The organism is Thermobispora bispora DSM 43833, from assembly GCF_000092645.1.
In the GTDB taxonomy this organism is placed as follows: Bacteria; Actinomycetota; Actinomycetes; order Streptosporangiales; family Streptosporangiaceae; genus Thermobispora; species Thermobispora bispora.
This window is the reverse complement of the sequence record NC_014165.1, coordinates 724,860-744,504: the sequence shown is the minus strand read 5'-3', so window position 1 is coordinate 744,504 and position 19,645 is coordinate 724,860. Positions and strand designations below refer to the sequence as shown.

18 protein-coding genes are annotated in these 19,645 nt (G+C 71.7%); 3 read left to right on the top strand and 15 right to left on the bottom strand.

Annotated elements, in window-relative coordinates; translation table 11 throughout:
- Positions 1-24: 24 nt before the first annotated feature.
- From TBIS_RS03385 to TBIS_RS19500, 4 genes are all read right to left on the bottom strand, one after another.
- A complete protein-coding gene (locus TBIS_RS03385) occupies positions 25-1,029 on the bottom strand; it encodes a BMP family lipoprotein (RefSeq protein WP_013130934.1) in 1,005 nt (334 codons plus the stop codon).
- 337 nt (positions 1,030-1,366) lie between these two features.
- Positions 1,367-2,587 carry a M20 family metallopeptidase gene (locus TBIS_RS03380; RefSeq protein ID WP_041431151.1) on the bottom strand — a complete coding sequence of 407 codons (1,221 nt, stop codon included), beginning with the start codon at positions 2,585-2,587 and terminating at the stop codon, positions 1,367-1,369.
- 304 nt (positions 2,588-2,891) lie between these two features.
- Positions 2,892-4,064, bottom strand: a complete 1,173-nt coding sequence (locus tag TBIS_RS03375; RefSeq protein ID WP_013130932.1) for a glutamate--cysteine ligase — start codon at positions 4,062-4,064, stop codon at positions 2,892-2,894.
- Positions 4,025-4,303: an SCO4848 family membrane protein gene (locus TBIS_RS19500; RefSeq protein ID WP_013130931.1), complete on the bottom strand. Its 279-nt coding sequence runs from the start codon at positions 4,301-4,303 to the stop codon at positions 4,025-4,027. Before TBIS_RS19500 ends, TBIS_RS03375 begins: the two co-directional genes overlap by 40 nt.
- 93 nt (positions 4,304-4,396) lie before the next feature.
- Here TBIS_RS19500 and TBIS_RS03365 point away from each other — a divergent pair, with 93 nt between their 5' ends.
- The gene (locus tag TBIS_RS03365) at positions 4,397-5,563 is read left to right on the top strand and encodes a D-alanyl-D-alanine carboxypeptidase family protein (protein WP_013130930.1); all 1,167 of its coding nucleotides are present in this window, start codon (positions 4,397-4,399) and stop codon (positions 5,561-5,563) included.
- A gap of 88 nt (positions 5,564-5,651) precedes the next feature.
- On the opposite strand, the gene TBIS_RS03360 is transcribed toward TBIS_RS03365, so the two are convergent.
- From TBIS_RS03360 to TBIS_RS03350, 3 genes are all read right to left on the bottom strand, one after another.
- The gene (locus tag TBIS_RS03360; protein ID WP_013130929.1) at positions 5,652-6,599 is read right to left on the bottom strand and encodes a YihY/virulence factor BrkB family protein; all 948 of its coding nucleotides are present in this window, start codon (positions 6,597-6,599) and stop codon (positions 5,652-5,654) included.
- Positions 6,600-6,773: 174 nt separating this feature from the next.
- On the bottom strand, positions 6,774-7,787 hold the full coding sequence (gene trpS, locus TBIS_RS03355) for a tryptophan--tRNA ligase (RefSeq protein ID WP_013130928.1): 1,014 nt from the start codon (positions 7,785-7,787) through the stop codon (positions 6,774-6,776).
- 42 nt (positions 7,788-7,829) lie between these two features.
- Positions 7,830-9,149: a hemolysin family protein gene (locus tag TBIS_RS03350; RefSeq protein ID WP_013130927.1), complete on the bottom strand. Its 1,320-nt coding sequence runs from the start codon at positions 9,147-9,149 to the stop codon at positions 7,830-7,832.
- Between the two features lie 127 nt (positions 9,150-9,276).
- Between TBIS_RS03350 and galE the strand changes: the two genes are divergently transcribed.
- On the top strand, positions 9,277-10,236 hold the full coding sequence (gene galE / locus TBIS_RS03345) for a UDP-glucose 4-epimerase GalE (protein ID WP_013130926.1): 960 nt from the start codon (positions 9,277-9,279) through the stop codon (positions 10,234-10,236).
- A 7-nt stretch (positions 10,237-10,243) separates the two neighbouring features.
- Here galE and TBIS_RS03340 read toward each other — a convergent pair whose 3' ends face one another.
- The 5 genes from TBIS_RS03340 to TBIS_RS03320 form a co-directional block, all read right to left on the bottom strand.
- Positions 10,244-11,098, bottom strand: coding sequence for a DUF11 domain-containing protein (locus tag TBIS_RS03340; protein WP_013130925.1), 855 nt, complete (start codon positions 11,096-11,098; stop codon positions 10,244-10,246).
- A 327-nt stretch (positions 11,099-11,425) separates the two neighbouring features.
- Positions 11,426-12,304 (bottom strand): serine/threonine-protein kinase, encoded by an 879-nt coding sequence (locus TBIS_RS03335; protein WP_013130924.1) that lies wholly within the window; start codon positions 12,302-12,304, stop codon positions 11,426-11,428.
- Between the two features lie 257 nt (positions 12,305-12,561).
- Positions 12,562-13,779, bottom strand: a complete 1,218-nt coding sequence (locus TBIS_RS03330) for an NADP-dependent isocitrate dehydrogenase (RefSeq protein WP_013130923.1) — start codon at positions 13,777-13,779, stop codon at positions 12,562-12,564.
- A 93-nt stretch (positions 13,780-13,872) separates the two neighbouring features.
- Complete coding sequence (locus TBIS_RS18030) at positions 13,873-14,166, bottom strand: DUF3017 domain-containing protein (RefSeq protein ID WP_013130922.1); 294 nt, start codon at positions 14,164-14,166, stop codon at positions 13,873-13,875.
- Position 14,167: 1 nt separating this feature from the next.
- A complete protein-coding gene (locus TBIS_RS03320) occupies positions 14,168-15,289 on the bottom strand; it encodes a citrate/2-methylcitrate synthase (protein ID WP_013130921.1) in 1,122 nt (373 codons plus the stop codon).
- 182 nt (positions 15,290-15,471) lie between these two features.
- On the opposite strand from TBIS_RS03320, the gene TBIS_RS03315 reads away from it, so the two are divergent.
- Positions 15,472-16,140: an FHA domain-containing protein gene (locus tag TBIS_RS03315; RefSeq protein WP_013130920.1), complete on the top strand. Its 669-nt coding sequence runs from the start codon at positions 15,472-15,474 to the stop codon at positions 16,138-16,140.
- A 225-nt stretch (positions 16,141-16,365) separates the two neighbouring features.
- Here TBIS_RS03315 and TBIS_RS03310 read toward each other — a convergent pair whose 3' ends face one another.
- The 3 genes from TBIS_RS03310 to purN form a co-directional block, all read right to left on the bottom strand.
- Positions 16,366-17,220: a bifunctional methylenetetrahydrofolate dehydrogenase/methenyltetrahydrofolate cyclohydrolase gene (locus TBIS_RS03310; RefSeq protein ID WP_013130919.1), complete on the bottom strand. Its 855-nt coding sequence runs from the start codon at positions 17,218-17,220 to the stop codon at positions 16,366-16,368.
- A gap of 76 nt (positions 17,221-17,296) precedes the next feature.
- Positions 17,297-18,838, bottom strand: coding sequence for a bifunctional phosphoribosylaminoimidazolecarboxamide formyltransferase/IMP cyclohydrolase (gene purH, locus TBIS_RS03305; RefSeq protein ID WP_013130918.1), 1,542 nt, complete (start codon positions 18,836-18,838; stop codon positions 17,297-17,299).
- Positions 18,835-19,494, bottom strand: coding sequence for a phosphoribosylglycinamide formyltransferase (gene purN, locus TBIS_RS03300; protein WP_013130917.1), 660 nt, complete (start codon positions 19,492-19,494; stop codon positions 18,835-18,837). The genes purH and purN overlap by 4 nt, the downstream gene beginning before the upstream one ends.
- Positions 19,495-19,645: the final 151 nt, after the last annotated feature.

Genomic DNA, 19,645 nt, shown 5'->3' with positions numbered 1-19,645 from the left:
TCACCGGTCCCCACGGCCGCCGCGTCAGGCGCCGGTCGGAACCGTGATCTCGCCGTTGATGATCTTCTGCTTGTACTCGTCGAGGGTGGCCTTGATGTCGTCGACGTGGCCGCCGGTGGTGGAGTAGTCGACGCCACCGGCCTTCAGGTCGTAGACGACGGGGCCGGACTGCACGGTGCCGGCGGTGGCGTTCTTGATGAAGTCGTAGACCGCGACGTCGACCTTCTTCAGCATCGACGTGATGATGACGTCCTTGACCTCCGCGTACGCGGGGAGGGCCGCCTGGTCGGAGTCGACGCCGATCGCCATGGCGCCGGCCGCCTTGGCCGCCTCGAACACGCCGCTGCCGGAGCCGCCGGCCGCCTGGTAGATCACGTCGGCGCCCGCGTCGTACATGCCCTGGGCGACGGTCTTGCCCTTCGCCGGGTCGTTGAAGCCGGTGAAGTCCGGCGGCTGGGTCAGGTACTTGCTCTGGACCTTGATGTCCGGCTTGACGGCCTTCGCGCCCGCGACGTAGCCGGCCTCGAACTTCTTGATCAGCGGGGTCTCGACGCCGCCGATGAAGCCGATGTTGCCCGTCTTGGACTTGAGCGCCGCGACCGCGCCGACGAGGAACGAACCCTGCTCCTCGGCGAAGACGAGGTTGGTGATGTTGTCGCCCTTCGCCTCGGCGTCGTCGACGATGGCGAACTTCACCTGGGGGAACTCGGGGGCGACCTTGGCCACCGCCGCCGAGTAGGCGAACCCGACCGCGATGATCGGGTTGTAGCCGCTGGAGGCGAACAGGCGCAGCCGCTGCTCCTTCTGCGCGTCGGTCTCGCCCGGCGACGCCTCGAGCTCCTTGGTCTCGATGTTCAGCTCGGCGGCCGCCTTGTCCAGGCCCGCCGCGGCGGCGTCGTTGAACGACCCGTCACCCCGCCCGCCGATGTCGTAGGCGAGGCCCACCTTGACCGTCGACGCGCCGCCGCCCGGCGACGCGGAGGACTCCGAGGTCGCGGTGTCACCGCCCCCGCATGCGGTGGCGGCCATCAGTACGGCTCCCGCCACGGCGGCGGCAGCCAGCGTGCTCACTCGTGAGCGGAGCAAGTTCGATTCCCCTTCCGTGTCCCCGCCGTCCGCACCCTGCGCATCTACGCGCGAACGCACGGCATACCTGCACGGAAGATAGTTGTTCGTCCCGTATCGGCCAAAGGCGCAAACGGCTCCGCAACACGTCCGTTATGCAGCTCACGCCGCCCTGTGACCAGCGAGCCCGGGAGAGGGGCGTTCCGGCCGGCGATCAGGCGCGAGGGCCGGGTGGCGATCCGGCGCGAGGGCCGGGTGACCTTCAGGCGCCGCCCTTCCCGGGGCGGCGGCCGTGGCACGCCTATACCGCCGGCTGGTCCGGCTTGCCACGGTCGGCCCACAGTGCGTTGAGCGCCGTGGCGGCGAGCACCTGGACGCCGACGCCGATCGCCCGCTCGTCGACGTCGAACTCCGGCCGGTGGAGGTCGAGCTCCTCCGGCATGTCGGGCGAGCGCGTGCCGAGCCGGGCGAGCGCGCCGGGCACCGACTCGACGTACCAGGAGAAGTCCTCCCCGCCGAGGCTCTGCGGGGTGGGCACGGCGGCGCTCTCCCCGAGCACCTGGGTGACCGCGTCGCGCATCATCCCGACGCTCGTCGCCTCGTTCACCGTCGGCGGGGTGCCGCGCCGGTAGTCGAGCTCGGCGTCGACCCCGTACGCGCTGGCGACCGAGTCGAGCAGCGCCTTGACCAGGTCGGGGGCCCGGTGCCAGGCCTCCTCGTCGAGGGAGCGCACCGTGCCCTGGGCCAGGCCCTCGTCGGGGATCGTGTTGAAGGCCGACCCGGCGGCCACCTGCCCCCAGACCAGGCTGAGGCTGGAGCGGGGGTCGACCCGGCGGGACAGGGCGGCGGGCAGCTCGGTGACGATCTTGCTCAGCGCGTAGACGAGGTCGACGGTGAGGTGCGGGCGGGCGGTGTGGCCGCCGGGGCCCGAGACCTTGATCTGGATGCTGTCGCAGGAGCCGGTGATCGGGCCCACGCGCAGCCCGACCCGCCCGACCTCGATCCGGGGGTCGCAGTGCAGGGCGAAGATCCGGTCCACCCCGTGCAGGCCACCCTCCCGCATGACCTCCAGGGCGCCGCTCGCGGTCTCCTCGGCCGGCTGGAAGATCAGCCGCACCCGGCCGGGGAGCGCGCCGGCCTCGGCCTGGGCCGCGAGGAACAGCCCGGCGCCGAGCACCACGGTGGTGTGCACGTCGTGCCCGCAGGCGTGGCAGGCGCCCGGGTTGGTCGACCGGTAGGGAACGTTCTTCTCATCCTGCATGGGCAGCGCGTCGATATCCGCGCGCAATGCCACGGTCGGCCCATCCCCGTCACCGATGTCGACCCACAGACCGGTGCCCCGCGAGAGCAGCCGCGGGCGCAATCCGGCGGCCGCCAGGCGTTGAACAATCTTCTCCGTGGTGCGATATTCCCGGAAAGCGGTCTCCGGGTGGGCATGCACATCCCGGCGGAATTCGATCAGCTCATCGTTGTGCTCGCGGAGGAATACCGCCAACTGCTCGGCCAGGTCATCTCCCCCCAAAAGGGCCCCCTCGGGCGGTGCGAGCTTCGATGAGGTGGTCACGGGTCTTCCCTTCTCCTGCGAGCCCTCACCGACCGCCGAATATCGCTATAGATAACTATTCGGCCAGTCAAAAGAGGACATGACACATAACGAAACACCAAAAGGGCCGTGCGGCCGCTTGCGTGCCGCCGTCACCGACCCTTCCGGCCATAATCTTTTCACGCCGCGGCCTTTTCCGGCAGCGTGGTTGCCTACTATTTACACCGGCGACCACCTCTTGCCGGATGTAAGCCGCTATTTCCTGACAAATCAGGCATACCGCTCAGCTCGCTGAGTGCGTCGGCTCGCGGTTGGGGTTCGAGGTGACGAACCTGTCCTCGGCGAACTCGATGATGGTGGCGTCGACGACGTCCTGGAGGGTCCCTCCACCTGCGACGATCGTCCGCTGACGTTCGGAGGAGCACCCGTGTTCGAGCACGTCGCTCATGACGGCGAGCTCCTCGGCGCAGCCGAGACGCTCAGCGATGGGTTCGAGCTCCCTTTGAAGTTCATACAATACGTCGCGCACCGGGGCGGTGGAGCCACGATCGTCGATGATGATGTCGGCGTCGAGGCCGTAGCGCGTGGCGCGCCACTTGTTGTCCCGTACCACCCACGCCGTCGGCAGCGGCAGCGTGTACCCGCGGTCGAGCTGCTGGTCGAACAGCGTCACGAGGCACTGGGACAGTGCGGCGACCATCCCCACCTCCCGCATGGTGGGGATCCCGTCGAACATCCGGATCTCGATCGTGCCGAAGTCCGGGTGGGGCCGGATGTCCCACCAGACCTCCTTGATGCTCCGGATCGTGCCGGCGCGCAGGAGGGTCTCCATGTACTCCTCGAACTCCGCCCAGTCGGCGAGGAGGTGGGGCGGCCCGGCCGTCGGCAGGGCGCCGAACACGATCGCCCGGCTCGAGGCGAGGCCCGTGTCCTGCCCGCCCCAGAACGGGCTGGAGGCGGTGAGCGCCAGGAAGTGCGGCAGGTAGCCCGCGAGCGCGTTGATCATCGGGATCACCTTGTCCCGGTCGCTCACCCCGACGTGGATGTGGACGCCGAAGGTCTGGATCCGCCAGGCGAGCCACTGCATCTCCTGCACGAGCTCGGTGTAGCGCTGAACCGGCGCGTAGACCGCGTCCCGCCAGTCACTGATCGCGTGGGTCCCCGTGCAGGCGAGCGCGATGCCCCGCGGCTCCACCACGTCGCGCAGCCGCTCGATCGTCTTGCGCAGGTCCTGGACGGCCTCGGGCACCGTGTGGCAGATGTCCGTGACGATCTCGATCTGCGACTGCATGAGCTCGTGCATGGCCTTCGGGCGCGGGCCGTCGCTCAGCTCGGGAACCGCGGCCAGCACCTCCTTGGCCTCCTGGCGGAGGAGCCGGGTGTGGGTGTCGACGAGCTGAAGCTCCCACTCCACGCCTAAGGTCGGGCCCTGTGATGGCTTGAACTCGATCGCCACTGCGCTGCCTCCGTGGTCGTCGGATGGATCTCCCGCTGGGATTCCCTACCCGACTTCCATCCCCGCACGCCGACGGTGGTCAGCGCCAGACCCAGAACGATGTTGACCGCGATCAGGATCCCGTGGATCACGTAGAACGAGGTCGGGTGGCCGTCGGTGAGGTTGAACGCGAGGTTGGTCCACTCGACGACCATGAAGGCGCCCAGGGCGACCAGGAAACCCGCTACCCGTCTTGTCATGTACTCAGTATGGGGATGGCCAATCAGCGGGCGTTCCGGCGAACTTAGGGGCATAAATCGCGACGTGCGAAGTACGGCTAGGCTGACCTACCGATGAGAGATCACCTGGGACGGGCATCGGCCCTGCTCGCGATCGTGACCGCCGCGGCCGCGCTGCTCGGCACGGCGCCCCGCGCCGAGGCGGCCACGGTGGCGCGCGCCGATCGGCCGTCCGGGACGATCGGCGGGGAGCGGCTCGCCAGCCGCGGGGAGATCGTGCCCGCCGGGGTCCGGCGCCCGCCGAAGACCAAGGCCGCCGCGTACCTCGTCGCGGACGCGGACACCGGTGACGTGCTCGCCGCCAAGGATCCGCACGGGCACTACCGTCCCGCGAGCACGCTCAAGGCGCTCACCGCGATCACCCTGATCCCGAAGCTCGACAAGAAGCGGGTGGTACGGCCCAGCCCCGAGGCGTGCAACGAGGAGGGCAGCGCGGTCGGGCTCGTCCCGAAGCCGATCTACACGGTCGAGGACCTCTTCCGGGCGCTGCTGATGGTCTCGGGCAACGACGCCGCCAACGCGCTCGCCGAGGCCAACGGGGGCATGCGCAAGACGCTCGCCGAGATGAACCAGGTGGCCCGGCGGCTCCAGGCGTACGATACCGTGGCGAAGACCCCGAGCGGCCTCGACCGGCCCGGCCAGCGCAGCTCGGCCTATGACCTCGCGCTCATCGCGCGGGCCGGGCTCGCCATGCCCGACTTCCGCCGGTACGTCAGCACCAAGGTGGCGAAGTTCCCGGCGCCGAAGGGCCACTACGAGATCGCCAACCACAACCGGCTGCTCGGGCGCTACCAGGGCATGATCGGCGTGAAGAACGGCTGGACGTCGAAGGCGCTCGGCAGCTTCGTGGGCGCGGCCACCCGGAACGGCCACACCATCATCGTGGTGATCATGCGCCACCCCGGCTGGTTCTGGGACGAGGTCGCCGACCTGCTCGACTGGGGCTTCGCGGTCCGGGGCAAGGTCACCCCGGTGGGCACGCTGGTGCCCCCGCTCTCCGAGACGCCGTCGCCCTCCCCCGCCCCGGTGCAGGCCCTCCCGGCCGCGCCGGCCGCCCCGGCCGTACCACCGGCCGCCCAGGCGCCCGCGCCGGCGGTACGGAGCTCCGGGGAGCGGAGCCCCATGGCGTTCGCCGTCCCGGCGGCCGGGGGCGCCCTGGCCCTCGTCGGGCTGCTCGCCGCCTACCGGCTGCGCCGGGCCCGCCGTACCGCCCGGGAGTGACCCCCGGAGTGACCCCGCGCCGGAGCCGCGCCGCCGGGCACGGCGGCCGCCCACCGGGACCGGCCGCGGGCTCCCCCGGCGGTCCGGGCTAGCCCGGCCCGGCCGGCCGCGCCCGCGGCGGCAGAACCGGCCACGGCGCCGGGGTCGGCGTGGGCGGCGGCCCGAGCATGGCCGTGGCCGTCCAGGCCGCCGCGTACAGCACGACCCGGGCGGAGAGGTTGATCCACAGCAGCAGCCCCACGACGACGGCGAACGTGCCGTACACCGGGTTGCGCAGGGTGTGCGCGAGCAGGAGGACGGCGAGCTGCTTGAGCAGGCCGAACCCGGCCGCGCCGAGCAGGGCGCCCCTGAGCACCACGCCGAACGGCTGGGACGGCGCCGCGAGCCAGCCGAAGAGCACCAGGAAGATCGCCAGATCGGCGAGGAGGGCGGCGCCGAGCCCGGCGAGCCACACCGCGGCCCCGCCCCACGGCGAACCGGCCAGGCCGAACCAGCCGGTCACCGTGCCGGTCGCGCTCGTGGCGAAGCCGCCCACCGCGACCGAGGCGAGCGCCGTGACGCCGACCAGCAGGAGGGTCACCAGGTCGCGGAGCCTGCCGACGAGCGGGTTGTGCCGCGGGAGACCGGCCATCCAGATCTCCCGGAGCGCGTACCGCATCGCGTCCACGGCCCCGAGCCCGGCGTAGAGGAGGCCGCCGAGGCCGATGATCCCGGCGGGCACCCGGGCGTCGGCGATCTGCTCCAGGGGGAGCCGCTCGGCGAGGCCCGGGAGCTGCGCGTAGATCGCCTTCGTGAGGATGGTGAGGATCTCCGGGCGGGCGGCCGCGAAGTAGCCGAACACCGAGAACGCGAGCGCGATCAGCGGGAAGAACGACAGGAACGCGAAGTAGGTGAAGGCGCCGGCCAGCCGGTCACCGGAGCAGTGCCGGTAGCGCTGGTGGGTGCGGACGAGGTGGTCGAGCCAGCGGTACCTGAGCCGCGCGCGTTCGGCGATGGCGCGCGAGCGGGCCTTGGCCGCGTTGACCAGCCGGATCATGTGCCCCTCCCCCCGCCGATCCGGCGGACGATCGGTCCCCCAGGGCCGATTGTCCCGCTCCGGGGTGCGGGTGTCCTGGAGTCTCCCGGCACGGGTACCGGCGGGCGCCCGGTGGGTCGCACCCGCCGAAGGCGCCCGGCCGTGGGGGTGTCCGGCGCGCGGCCCGGTGCCCGCTCAGCCGATCGGCATGGCGGGGAGGAGACCGACGCGGTCCCTGACCTTCTCCATGGTCTCCCGCGCCACCGCACGGGCCCGCGCGGCGCCCGCGGCGAGCATCCGGTCGAGCTGGACCTCGTCGGCGAGCAGCTTCTCGGTGCGCTCCCGGATCGGCGTGAACGTCTCGATCACCGCCTCGGCGACCTCCTTCTTGAAGGCGCCGTACCCCTGCCCGGCGAACCGCCGCTCCAGCTCGGGGATCGGCACCCCGGTCAGCGCAGAGTGGATCCGGAGCAGGTTGGTGATGCCCGGCTTGTTCTCCTCGTCGGCGACGATCTCGCTGCCGGTGTCGGTGACCGCACGCATGATCTTCTTGCGCAGCGAGGCCGGGTCCTCCAGCACGTCGAGGATGCCCTGCGGGCTGGAGGAGGACTTGGACATCTTCGACGTGGGGTCCTGCAGGTCGGTGATCTTGGCGACCTCGGGCATGATGTACGGGCTCGGCACCACGAAGGTCTGGCCGTACCGGTTGTTGAACCGCTGGGCGAGGTCGCGGCTGAGCTCGAGGTGCTGCTTCTGGTCCGCCCCCACCGGCACCTGCTCCGCCTGGTACATCAGGATGTCGGCGGCCTGGAGGATCGGGTAGGTGAACAGGCCGACGTTCGTGCCGCCCTCACCGACCTTGGCCGACTTGTCCTTGAACTGCGTCATGCGGCCGGCCTCGCCCATGCCGGTGAGGCAGATGAGGATCCACGCCAGCTCGGTGTGCTCGCGGACGTGGCTCTGCACGAACACCGTGGACCGGTCGGGGTCGAGCCCGGCGGCGAAGAGCTGGGCCGCGGCGACCCTGGTCCGGCGGCGCAGGTCCTCCGGCTTCGGCGAGACCGTGAGCGCGTGCAGGTCGGCGATGAAATAGAACGCCTCGTGCGTGTCCTGGAGCGCGACGTACTGGCGCACCGCGCCGAGGTAGTTACCGAGGTGGAACGAGTCGGCGGTGGGCTGGATACCGGACAGCACACGTGGGCGAACCATGTCACGTAATTCTGTCACTCGTTCGGCAATGGTTGTGACACTTCACGGCGATGGTTCCGGATCGTCGCCGTTCGCGGCCGGTGGCTGCGCCCGGGCCACCCGGACCCGGGCGACCCGGCGGCCGTCCATCTCGGTCACGGTGAGCCGCACCCCGGGCCCCTCGACCGTGTCGCCCACCGCGGGGACGCGGCCGAGCGCCGCCATGACGTACCCGCCGAGCGTCTCGTACGGCCCCTCGGGGAGCCGCACGCCGACCTGGTCCGCGAACTCGTCGAGGTTGACCAGGCCCTCGACCTCCATGTCCCCGGCGACCACGCGCACCGCCCGGCCCGCCCGGTCGTACTCGTCGCGGATCTCCCCGATCACCTCCTCCACCAGGTCCTCCAGCGTGACGATGCCGGCGGTCCCGCCGTACTCGTCGACCACGATGGCGAGGTGGTGGCCCTCGTCGCGCATCTCGGCGAGCGCGGTGAGCACGTTCTTGCTCGCGGGCACGAACTTCACCGGCCGGATCGGCACGAGCTCGCTGATCGGCTCGATCCGCCCGGTCAGCACCGGGTCGAGCAGGTCCCGGACGTGGACGAACCCGATGATGTCGTCGTAGGAGTCGCGGTAGACCGGGAACCGGGAGTGCGGCATCGCCGCGGCGAGCACCGCGGCCTCGGCGAGCGTGGTGTCGGCCGCCATGAACTCGACCTCGGTCCGGGGGAGCATCACCTCCCGGATCTGGCGCTTGCTCGCCGAGAACACCTCCGCGATCAGGTCGCGCTCGTCCTGGGTGAGGTCCGCGTGCCCGACCACCATGTCCCGCAGCTCCTCGGTGGTCATCTCGGCCCGGTCGGTGAGCGGGTTGCCGCCGAAGAGCCGGACCACGGCGTCGGTGGACTTCGACAGCAGCCAGATCACCGGCTGGGACAGGGTGGCGATCAGCTCGAGCAGCGGCGCGACCAGCAGGGCCAGGCCCTCCGCCCACTGCCGCCCGAGGCGCTTGGGCGCGAGCTCCCCGAAGACGAGCGACAGGTAGGAGATGCCGAGCGTGGCGGCGGCGAACGCCAGGGGGACGGCGAGCCCGTCCGCCATGCCCCACCGAATGAGCACCGGGGTGAGCTCGGAGGCGAGGGCCTCGGCGCCGACCGCGCCGGACAGCACGGTCGCCACCGTGATCCCCACCTGGATCGCGGAGAGGAACCGGTTCGGGTCGCGTGCGAGCCGCTCCACCCTCGCCCCGCGGCGGCCGCGGGCGGAGAGCCGCCTGATCTGGCTCTCCCGGAGCGACACCATGGCCATCTCGGCCGCGGAGAAGAACCCGCCGATGGAGACGAAGATCAGAACCAGGCCGATGGTCAGCGCGGCTGTGCCCACGTCATCAATCCGTTCGGAGGATGCCGATGATGCCAGCGTAGTACCGGCGGAGATCTGCGCCGGGGCGCGGCGCCTAAGCTAGGGGCGGACCTTTAGAACGGCTAACGGTCAGCGACGGGAGTGAGCAGTGAGGCTGCTGGTCACCGGGGGAGCCGGCTACATCGGCAGCGTCGTGGCCGCGCAGCTCGTCGAGGAGGGGCACGACGTCACCGTGCTCGACGACCTGTCCACGGGGCACGCCGACGCCGTGCCGGAGGGTGCCCGGTTCGTCCGCGGGTCGATCACCGACGCCGGCGGGCTCCTCGCCGAAGGGTTCGACGCCGTGCTCCACTTCGCGGCGAAGTCCCTGGTCGGCGAGTCGGTCGAGCGGCCCGGCGAGTACTGGGCGTGCAACCTCGGTGGCACGCTCGCCCTGCTGGAGGCGATGCGGGCGGCCGGTGTGCCGCGCATCGTGTTCTCCTCCACGGCCGCCGTGTACGGCGAGCCGGAGCGGGTGCCGATCGAGGAGACCGACCCCACCCGGCCGGCCAGCCCGTACGGCGCGTCCAAGCTCGCCGTGGACACCGCGCTCACCGCGTTCGCCGGCCTGTACGGCCTCGCCGCGGTGAGCCTGCGCTACTTCAACGTCGCGGGCGCGTACGGCCGGTTCTGCGAGCGGCACGCGGTGGAGACCCACCTCATCCCGAACGTGCTCAAGGTGGCCCTCGGCGAGCGGGAGTCGGTGAGCCTGTTCGGCACCGACTACCCCACCGAGGACGGGACCTGCGTGCGCGACTACCTCCACGTCGCCGACCTGGCCCGGGCGCACCTGCTCGCCCTGCGGGCGTGCACCCCGGGCACCCACCGGATCTACAACCTCGGCAACGGCACCGGCTTCTCGGTCAAGGAGGTCATCGACGTCTGCCGCGAGGTCACCGGCCGGCCGATCCCGGTCGTGGTGGGCCCGCGCCGGCCCGGCGACCCGGCGGTGCTCGTGGCCTCGGCGGAGAAGATCAAGCGGGAGCTCGGCTGGAAGCCCGAGCGCCCCGGGCTTCACGAGATCGTCGCCGACGCCTGGGAGGCCATGCTGCGGCTGCGCGGCGCCTGAGACCCGGTCAGGCCGAGTGGAGGGCGAGGCGCATCCGCGCCCGGTTGTTCGCCGGGCTGCGGTCGCCGAGCCGGCCGGAGAAGACCACGGCGGTGGCGCGCACCGGCTGGACCGCGTGCGGGGGCACCCGGAACACGAGGTGGACCAGGCCCGTCCTCCCGGGCCGGAGCGGCGGCAGGGTGCACCACGCGAACGAGCGCCAGCGGCGGCACCGCGCCCCGGACGCCGACACCAGCCGGGCCTGCTGCTGCCGGAGGAACAGGAAGGCGTCCCGCACGGTCCGCGGCCCCCGGTTGCGCACCTCGGCGCGGACCGCGAACCGGTGCCCCGGGCGGACCTGCCCGACGGCCGGGCCGAACCGGACCGCGAGGTCGGCCCCGGGGCCGACCTTGGTCACCGCCTCGGCCACGTTGTCGGCCTCGTTGGGGTCCACCACCTCGGAGGTGAGGGTGGCCCGGGCGCGCAGCGGCCCGCGGGCCGCCGGCCGGACCAGCCCGGTGATGCGCACGCTCCCCGTGGTCCCGGCCGGGACGTCCACGGACGAGGGGCAGACCACCACCCGGCCGTTCTTCGCCAGCCCGCACTCGGCGACGTCCACGTGCACGATCCGGAGGTCCCGCGGCATCCGGACGCGCAGCACCGGCAGCACCGCGTCGCCGGGCCCCCTGTTGCGCACCTTGACGAGGTAGGTGATGGGCTGGCCGGGCTGGGCGACCTTCGGCGCGGTGGAGATCGTGACGCGGAGGTCGGCGCTCCCCCACTGATCCGCCGCGGCCGCGGGCCGCACCGTCCCGGCGGCGAGCGCGCAGACCACGACCGTGATGAACGCGCAGCTCAAGACCGTGATGACCTTGCGACCCATGCCGTCCGTCCCCCAAGAGCCTGAGATCATTCATATCGGGTCGGGGGATCGCGGCCCTCGTCCGACACGCCGCGCTTTCCCTGCTCCGGGCATGGCGCGGGCGGGCAGGCGGCCCCTGGTCCGGCGCGGGCGCGAGCAGGCGCTCCGGCACGGCGCGGGCACGGGGTCCGGTGCGGCGCGGGCACCGGAACATGCCCCGGCACGGCGCGGACGCGAGAACGTGCCGGCGTTGCGGCGCGGCCCTGAGAGAGCTTCGGTACGGCGGGCGCGGGTGGACGCAGCGGGTGCGGCGCGGGCGCAGGAGGACTCGGTGCGGCGCGGGCGGGCTCAGCTGTGGAACGCGAGCCCGCGGGCGTGCGCGGCGCCCGCGGAGAGCACGGCCTCCTCCGGGTCGTCGCCCGGCCGGCCGAGCAGCCACCGCAGCACCTGCTCGGCCGTGGGCCGCTCCTCCGGCGCCTTCCGCAGGCAGGCGGCCACCACGCCGCGGAGCGGCTCGGCGAGCACGCCGACGTCGACGTCCTCGTTGAGGACGCGGTTGAGGATGGTGGCGAACGTGCCGCCGCCGAACACGGCCCGCCCGGTCGCCGCGTACATGATCGTCGCGGCCCAGGAGAACACGTCGGCGGGCGGGCCCACCTTGCCGCCGGAGATCTGCTCGGGGGCGAGGTAGGCCGGGGTGCCCACCGCCCGGCTGGTGGTGGTCCCGGTGACGTCGAGGATGCGGGCGATGCCGAAGTCGAGCACCCGCGGCCCGTCCCGGGAGATCATGACGTTGTCCGGCTTGAAGTCGCGGTGCACGATCCCGGCCTTGTGGATCGCGGTGAGCGCGGTCGCCGTGCCGACCGCGAGGCGGGTCAGGGACTCGCCCTTCAGCGGCCCCCACGCCTCCACGGTCTCCACCAGCGTCCGGCCGCTGATGTACTCGCTCGCGATGTACGGCCGGTCGCCGTCGACGTCGGCGAAGAGGACCCGGGCGGTGCAGAAGCCGGGGACGCGGAGCGTGGCCTTGAGCTCCCGGGCGAACCGGGACCGGGCGGCGGGGTCACGGGTGAACTTGACCTTGAGCAGCTTGACCGCGGCCCACCGGCCCTCCGGGTCACGGCCGAGGTAGATCACGGCCTGGCCGCCCTCGGCGATCCGGCCGGTGAGCGTGAACGGGCCGAGCCGTACGGGATCCCACTGCGTGAGCGGCTCGATCTGCGGCATGCCGTCTCCCCCGGCTCGGCGTCACGAACGGACCATGATCGACTGTATGGCGGATTCCGGCCGTCCGCTGCGGCGCGCTCGCGGAGCCGGCCACGGTCTCGCCGGACGCGCTCCGGCGGGGCGGGCGCTCCCGGCGGTCCGGGCGGGGCGGGTGCCCCGCCCAGGCGGGACCGGCCGCACCCGGTGGGCGCGGATCCCGGCCCGGCGGGCGGGGACCCACCCGGCGCCCCGGAGGGGCGCCCGCGGAGAACCGCCGCTCAGGCGGACATCTTCTTCTTGAGGTTCTCCGCGAGGGCGCCGAGGAACTCCTCGGTGGTGAGCCACTCGGTGTCGCCGCCGACGAGCAGCGCGAGGTCCTTGGTCATCTGGCCGCCCTCGACGGTCTCGATGCAGACCTGCTCGAGCTTCTGGGCGAAGTCGATCACCTCGGGCTGGTTGTCCAGCTTGCCGCGGTGCTGCAGGCCGCGGGTCCAGGCGAAGATCGACGCGATCGGGTTGGTCGAGGTGGGCTTGCCCTGCTGGTACTGCCGGTAGTGGCGGGTGACCGTGCCGTGCGCGGCCTCGGCCTCGACGGTCTTGCCGTCCGGGGTCATCAGCACGCTGGTCATGAGGCCGAGCGAGCCGAAGCCCTGCGCGATGGCGTCCGACTGCACGTCGCCGTCGTAGTTCTTGCAGGCCCACACGTAGCCGCCCTCCCACTTGAGGGAGGAGGCGACCATGTCGTCGATCAGGCGGTGCTCGTAGGTGATCCCGGCGGCCTCGAACTTCTCCTTGAACTCGTTCTCGTAGACCTCCTGGAAGATGTCCTTGAACCGCCCGTCGTACGCCTTGAGGATCGTGTTCTTCGTGGACAGGTAGACGGGGTAGCCGCGCATCAGGCCGTACTGCATCGAGGCCCGGGCGAAGTCACGGATGGACTCGTCCAGGTTGTACATGGCGAGCGCGACACCGGGGCCGTTGAAGTCGTAGACGTGGTGCTCGATCGGCTCGCCGCCGTCCTTCGGGGTGAAGGTGATGGTGAGGGTGCCCTCGCCGGGGATCCGGAAGTCGGTGGCGCGGTACTGGTCGCCGAACGCGTGACGGCCGATCACGACCGGCTTGGTCCAGCCCGGAACGAGCCGCGGGATGTTCCGCATGATGATCGGCTCGCGGAAGATCACGCCGCCGAGGATGTTGCGGATCGTCCCGTTCGGGGACTTCCACATCTTCTTCAGGCCGAACTCCTTGACGCGCGCCTCGTCCGGGGTGATCGTGGCGCACTTGACCCCGACCCCGTACTTCTTGATGGCGTACGCCGCGTCGACCGTGACCTGGTCGTCCGTGGCGTCGCGGTTCTGGATGCCGAGGTCGTAGTACTTCAGGTCGATGTCGAGGTAGGGCAGGATGAGCTGCTCCTTGATGAACCGCCAGATGATGCGGGTCATCTCATCGCCGTCGAGCTCGACTACCGGACCCGCAACCTTGATCTTGGGCATGCGTGGGGTTCCCCTTCTGACTAACTGGCCAGACGGTCCTTGTGAGGCTCACTGGCCGTTGAGGCTATCGGACGGGCGAATGTCCAGCCGCGCCTAGGTACGGTGCAACGGGAGCAGCAGGCTCAGCGAGCCGGCCACCAGGGCGGCGCCGAGGGTGGCGAGGACGAGGACGTCCGTCTTCCGGCTGCGCACCTTGAGCCCGTGGGCCTGCTCATCGGATATGACCAGGCGGAGGGCGGCGCCCAGGACCAGGGAGCCGCCGAGGACCACCCCGCTCACCCAGGGCTCGACCCCGAACGGGATCAGGGCGAGCCCCGCGGCCGCGCACAGCAGCACCAGCAGGTACGGTCCCCAGGCGAAACCGCCGCCGTTCCTCCGGGTACTCAACTCAGCGTTCGTCAATCGGCAGCCACTTCTTGTCCCGTTCGCCGACGTACTCGCTGTCCGGCCGGATCAGCCGGTTGTCGGCGTGCTGTTCGATCACATGGGCCGTCCACCCCGCCATCCGGCTGATGGAGAAGACCGGGGTGAACAGGTCGGTGGGGATGCCCAGGTAGTGGTAGACCGTGGCCGCGTAGAAGTCCACGTTCGGGTAGAGGCCCTTCTCCGCGAAGACGACCTCCTCCATCTCCCTGGACATCCGGAAGTACGTGTCGTCTCCGGACGCCTCGGCGAGCTCCTGCGACATGCGCCGCAGGTGGGTCGCCCGGGGGTCCTCCGTCTTGTAGACCCGGTGCCCGAAGCCCATGATCTTCTCGCCCCGGGCCAGCTTCTCCCGCACGGCTCGGGCCACGCCGCGGGGGTCCATCGCCTCCAGCGTCCGCATCACCTGCTCGTTCGCGCCGCCGTGGAGCGGGCCCTTGAGCGTGCCGAGCGCGGCGACGATCGCCGAGTGCATGTCGGAGAGGGTGGCCGCGCAGACCCGGGCCGCGAACGTCGAGGCGTTCATGGTGTGGTCGGCGTGGAGCACGAGACAGGTGTCGAAGATCTCGATCTCGCGCTGGGAGGGGCGCCGGCCGGTGATCTGGTGCAGGAAGGCCTCGGCGATGCCGGCCTCGGGGTCGATCTCGGGAAGGGTGGCGCCGGTCCGGGCCGCGTGGTAGCGGGCGACGAGGATCGGCTGCTGGGCGGTGAGGCGCGCGGCCTTGCGGAGGTTGGCCTCGGGTGCGTTGGAGTTCTTATCCGGGTCGTCGGCACCGGTGAGGGAGACCAGGGACCGCAGGGCCTCCATGGGCTCCTGCCGCTCGGCGATGGCGCCGAGGCACGCCTCGGCCAGCGGGCCGAGCGAGCGCCCCTCGGCGAGCTCCGCGGTGTACGCGTCGAGCTGCGCCCGGTTGGGCAGGGCCCCGCGCTGGAGCAGGTAGGCGATCTCCTCGAAACTCGTCCGGCCGGCCAGGTCGTGGATGTCGTACCCACGGTAGGAGAGCCGGCCGGCCTTGCCATCGATGTCGCTCAGCGCTGTTGACGCGGCGACGACGTCGGCGAGACCTTTGGTGGGGTTGTCCGCCATACGCGTTTCCTCCACATATTGTCCACCGCAGTCTACCGGCGGGCCGGTAAAGCGCTAAGGACAGGTTCAGACCAATTTCCCGATCCGCTCCAGCGCACGGAAAAAACGATTCCCCACCGCCATGGCTGGGTAAGCCGAAGCTAGAGCGAGAGTAACGGCGGGCTGCCTGGGGAGGAACTTCCGTGGAGGGGCCGTTCATTCGGATCGAGGAGAGCGGCGAGATCGTGTCGTTGCGCTCCGAGGTCACCACGGTCGGGCGTGGCCGTGGCGTGGACATCCGGCTCACCGACCCGACCGTCTCACGGCTGCACGCCGAACTCGTCCGCCGCGGGCCCTACGTGTACGTCGTGGATCTCGGTCTGTCGCGGAACGGCACCCGGGTGAACGGGAGGCCGATCGCGCGGAGGGTCCTGGAGGACGGTGACGTCATCTCCTTCGGCGCCGCCCGGACCAGGATCGGCGGCATCCCGCATGAGGACCTCGCCCCCGACGTCGAGCTGCGCCGGGCCATCGCCCCCGAGCTGACCCGGCGGGAGCTCGACGTCCTCACCTCGCTGTGCCGGCCGGCGCTGTCCGACGAGGCGTTCGTCTCGCCGGCCACGGCCAAGGAGATCGCCGACGATCTCGTCGTCACCGAGGCGGCGGTCAAGCAGCACCTGCTGCGGCTGTACCAGAAGTTCCGCATCCCCGAGGGGGCGAACCGGCGGACCCGGCTCGCCAACGAGGTCGTCGCCCTCGGCCTGGTACGGCCCACCCCGGTCGTGCCGTCCCAGCGGTCCTCGGGGCCGCGGGAGCAGGAGCAGGAGCGGCGGCAGCAGCAACGCCAGCGGCCGGGCCGCCGCGCCTCTTGAGCGAGGCTCCGGCGGCACGCGTCCTTTGTGGCGCGCCCGGGCCCGCGGGCCCGGGCCGCCGGGCCTGCCCATGCCACTCGTGGTGTGGTTCCGGGCCTGACCGAGCCATTCGAGGTGTGGTGGTGGCCTCGCCGGGCCACTCGTGGTGCGGTGCCGGTCCTGGCCATGCCGCGCGCGGCCCGGTGCTCGGCGGCCACCGGGGCGCGGTGCCGCCGACGCCCCGGGTCAGGCTGCGGCCAGGCGCTCGGCGGCCTCCACCACGTTGGTGAGCAGCATCGCCCGGGTCATCGGGCCGACGCCGCCCGGGTTGGGCGCCATGAAGCCGGCGACCTCGCGCACCTCCGGTGCGACGTCCCCGACGATCTTGCCGTCCACGCGGGAGACGCCGACGTCGAGCACGGCGGCGCCGGGCTTCACCATGTCGGCGGTGACGAGGCCGGGCACGCCCGCCGCCGCCACCACGATGTCGGCCCGCCGTACGTGGGAGCGCAGGTCCCGGGTGCCGGTGTGACAGAGGGTGACGGTCGCGTTCTCGGTCCGGCGGGTGAGGAGGAGGCCGAGCGGGCGGCCGACCGTGATGCCCCGGCCGATCACCACGACCTCGGCGCCCTTGAGCGGCACGCCGTACCGCTGGAGGAGGACCACGATCCCCCGGGGCGTGCACGGCAGCGGCGCGTCGACCATGTGCACGAGCCGGCCGAGGTTCACCGGGTGGAGGCCGTCGGCGTCCTTGGCCGGGTCGATCCGCTCGATCAGCGCCTGGGTGTCGAGGTGGCGCGGCACCGGGAGCTGGAGGATGTAGCCGGTGCAGGCCGGGTCGGCGTTGAGCTCGTCGATCACGGCCTCCACCTCGGCCTGGGTCGCCGTCGCCGGCAGGTCCCGGCGGATGGACGCGATGCCGACCTCGGCGCAGTCGCGGTGCTTGCCCGCCACGTAGACCTGGCTGCCCGGGTCATCGCCCACCAGGATCGTGCCGAGGCCGGGGGTGATCCCTTTCGCCGCCAGCGCCTTCACCCGGTTGGCGAGGTCGGCCTTGATCGAGGCCGCGGTCGCTTTGCCGTCCAGAATCTGCGCGCTCATGGCTCCTCCCCCTGCCCGCGCCGCTATTTATGACATTCGGCAATTTGATGAATAAACCGGACAGATGTCCGGGCCATCAGTGGAAGAAATGGCGGGTCCCGGTGAAGTACAGGGTGACCCCCGCCTCGTTCGCCGCGGCGATGACCTCGTCGTCCCGGATCGACCCACCCGGCTCGACGATCGCCGTCACCCCGGCCTCGGCCAGCACCTGCAGGCCGTCCGGGAACGGGAAGAACGCGTCCGAGGCCGCGACCGCGCCGGCCGCGCGATCACCCGCCCGGGTCACGGCGAGGCGGGCCGAGTCCACCCGGTTGACCTGCCCCATGCCGACCCCGACCGTGGCCCCGCCGGAGGCGAGCACGATCGCGTTGGACTTCACCGCGCGGCAGGCCCGCCAGGCGAAGGCGAGGTCCGCGAGCACCTCGGGCGAGGCCGGGCTGCCCGCCTTCAGCTCCCAGGAGGCGGGGTCGTCGCCCGGGGCGTCCAGCCGGTCGACCGTCTGGACGAGCACTCCCCCGTCGATCCGGCGGAACTCGCCCCGGTCCGACGGCCGGCCCGGGCAGGCGAGGAGCCGGATGTTCTTCTTCTGCCGCAGCACCTCCAGGGCCTCGGGGGCGAACGACGGCGCGACCACCACCTCGGTGAAGATCGGCGCGATCTGCTCGGCGAGCTCCACGGTCACCTCCCGGTTCACCGCGATCACCCCGCCGAACGCGGAGACCGGGTCGCACGCGTGCGCCTTGCGGTGCGCCTCGGCCACGTCCGCGCCGATCGCGATGCCGCACGGGTTCGTGTGCTTGATGATCGCCACGCAGGGCTCGGCGAAGTCCCAGACCGCCCGCCACGCCGCGTCGGCGTCCACGTAGTTGTTGTAGGACATCTCCTTGCCGTGGAGCTGCTCGGCCGTGGCGAGGCCCTCCCCCGAGCCGACGTAGAGCGCGGCCCGCTGGTGCGGGTTCTCGCCGTAGCGCAGCACGGCCTTGCGGTGCCAGGCCGCGCCCAGGAACGACGGCCACTCCCCCTCGGGGGCGTAGTCGTTCGCGAACCAGGAGGCGACCGCCACGTCGTAGGCCGCGGTGTGCGCGTACGCCTTCGCCGCGAGCCGCCGCCGCTCCTCGAGCGTGAAGCCGCCGGCCTCGACCGCGGCGAGCACGGCCGGGTACTCCGCGGGGTCGACGACCACGGCGACGGTGTTGTGGTTCTTCGCCGCCGCGCGGATCATCGCCGGGCCGCCGATGTCGATCTGCGCGATGCACTCGGCCGGTGCGGCGCCGGAGGCGACGGTCTCGGCGAACGGGTACAGGTTCACCACCGCGAGCTGGAACGGTTCGATCTCCAGCTCTTCGAGCTGCTTGACGTGCGCGGGGTTCTCCCCGTCGGCGAGCAGGCCCGCGTGGATCCGCGGGTGGAGCGTCTTCACCCGGCCGTCCAGGCACTCGGGGAAGCCGGTGAGGGACTCCACCTTCGTGACCGGCACGCCGAAGGACGCGATCGTGGCGGCCGTGCCGCCGGTTGAGACGATCTCCACCCCAGCGGCCTCGAGCCCACGGGCCAGCTCCTCCAGCCCGGTCTTGTCGTACACCGCGATCAGCGCGCGCCGGATGGCGATTCGCGTCACTTCGTGATCCTCCCTGACTCCTGGCCGGTCTGGGGACTCCCGCCGGGACCCTCCGTGCCGCCGATCCGCACCCGCCGCCCCGACACCGACCAGCCCTCGCGGGCCATCCGGCCGACGACGTCGACGAGCAACCGGCGCTCGACGGTCTTGATCCGCTCGTGCAGGGTCGCCTCGTCGTCCCCCTCTTCGACGCGGACCGGCTCCTGGGCGATGACCGGGCCGGTGTCCACCCCCGCGTCGACGAGGTGGATTGTGCATCCGGTGACCCGGACCCCGTACTCGAGGGCGTCGCGCACCGCGTGCGTGCCGGGGAAGGCGGGCAGCAGCGCGGGGTGGGTGTTCACCACCGGGAACGCGCCGAGCACGTGCGGACCGAGGATCTTCATGAAGCCGGCGGACACCACCAGGTTCGGCTCATGCTCGGCGATGCGCGCGGCGAGGTGGGCGTCCCACTCCTGGCGGGTGGGGAAGTCGCTCAGCTTCACGACGAACGTGGGGACCCCGGCGCGCTCCGCCCGGGCCAGGCCTTCGATGCCGTCCCGGTCCGCGCCCACGGCGACCACGCGCGCGCCGAAGGCCGGGTCGGCCGAGGCGTCGAGCAACGCTTGCAGGTTCGTCCCCGAACCCGAGACGAGGACAACGAGCCGGAAAGTCAGGGCGGGAACTCCTTCATCTGTGGCCGTCGTTTTGCAGACGGTCGCCGGGAGATGGTTCCTTAGAAGTCCGGACCTGGAGGGCGGCGACCCCTACCGCACAAAGGGTATCGGCACCGTCCGCGGAACCACGACGGCCCGTGCTCAAGACGAG

Coding starts and splice junctions, on each gene's coding strand:
- TBIS_RS03385 (WP_013130934.1), bottom strand. CDS start 1,029: ATGGCCGCCACCGCATGCGGGGGCGGTGACACCGCGACCTCGGAGTCC.
- TBIS_RS19500 (WP_013130931.1), bottom strand. CDS start 4,303: ATGACAAGACGGGTAGCGGGTTTCCTGGTCGCCCTGGGCGCCTTCATG.
- TBIS_RS03365 (WP_013130930.1), top strand. CDS start 4,397: ATGAGAGATCACCTGGGACGGGCATCGGCCCTGCTCGCGATCGTGACC.
- TBIS_RS03360 (WP_013130929.1), bottom strand. CDS start 6,599: ATGATCCGGCTGGTCAACGCGGCCAAGGCCCGCTCGCGCGCCATCGCC.
- trpS (WP_013130928.1), bottom strand. CDS start 7,787: ATGGTTCGCCCACGTGTGCTGTCCGGTATCCAGCCCACCGCCGACTCG.
- TBIS_RS03340 (WP_013130925.1), bottom strand. CDS start 11,098: ATGGGTCGCAAGGTCATCACGGTCTTGAGCTGCGCGTTCATCACGGTC.
- TBIS_RS03335 (WP_013130924.1), bottom strand. CDS start 12,304: ATGCCGCAGATCGAGCCGCTCACGCAGTGGGATCCCGTACGGCTCGGC.
- TBIS_RS03330 (WP_013130923.1), bottom strand. CDS start 13,779: ATGCCCAAGATCAAGGTTGCGGGTCCGGTAGTCGAGCTCGACGGCGAT.
- TBIS_RS03320 (WP_013130921.1), bottom strand. CDS start 15,289: ATGGCGGACAACCCCACCAAAGGTCTCGCCGACGTCGTCGCCGCGTCA.
- TBIS_RS03310 (WP_013130919.1), bottom strand. CDS start 17,220: ATGAGCGCGCAGATTCTGGACGGCAAAGCGACCGCGGCCTCGATCAAG.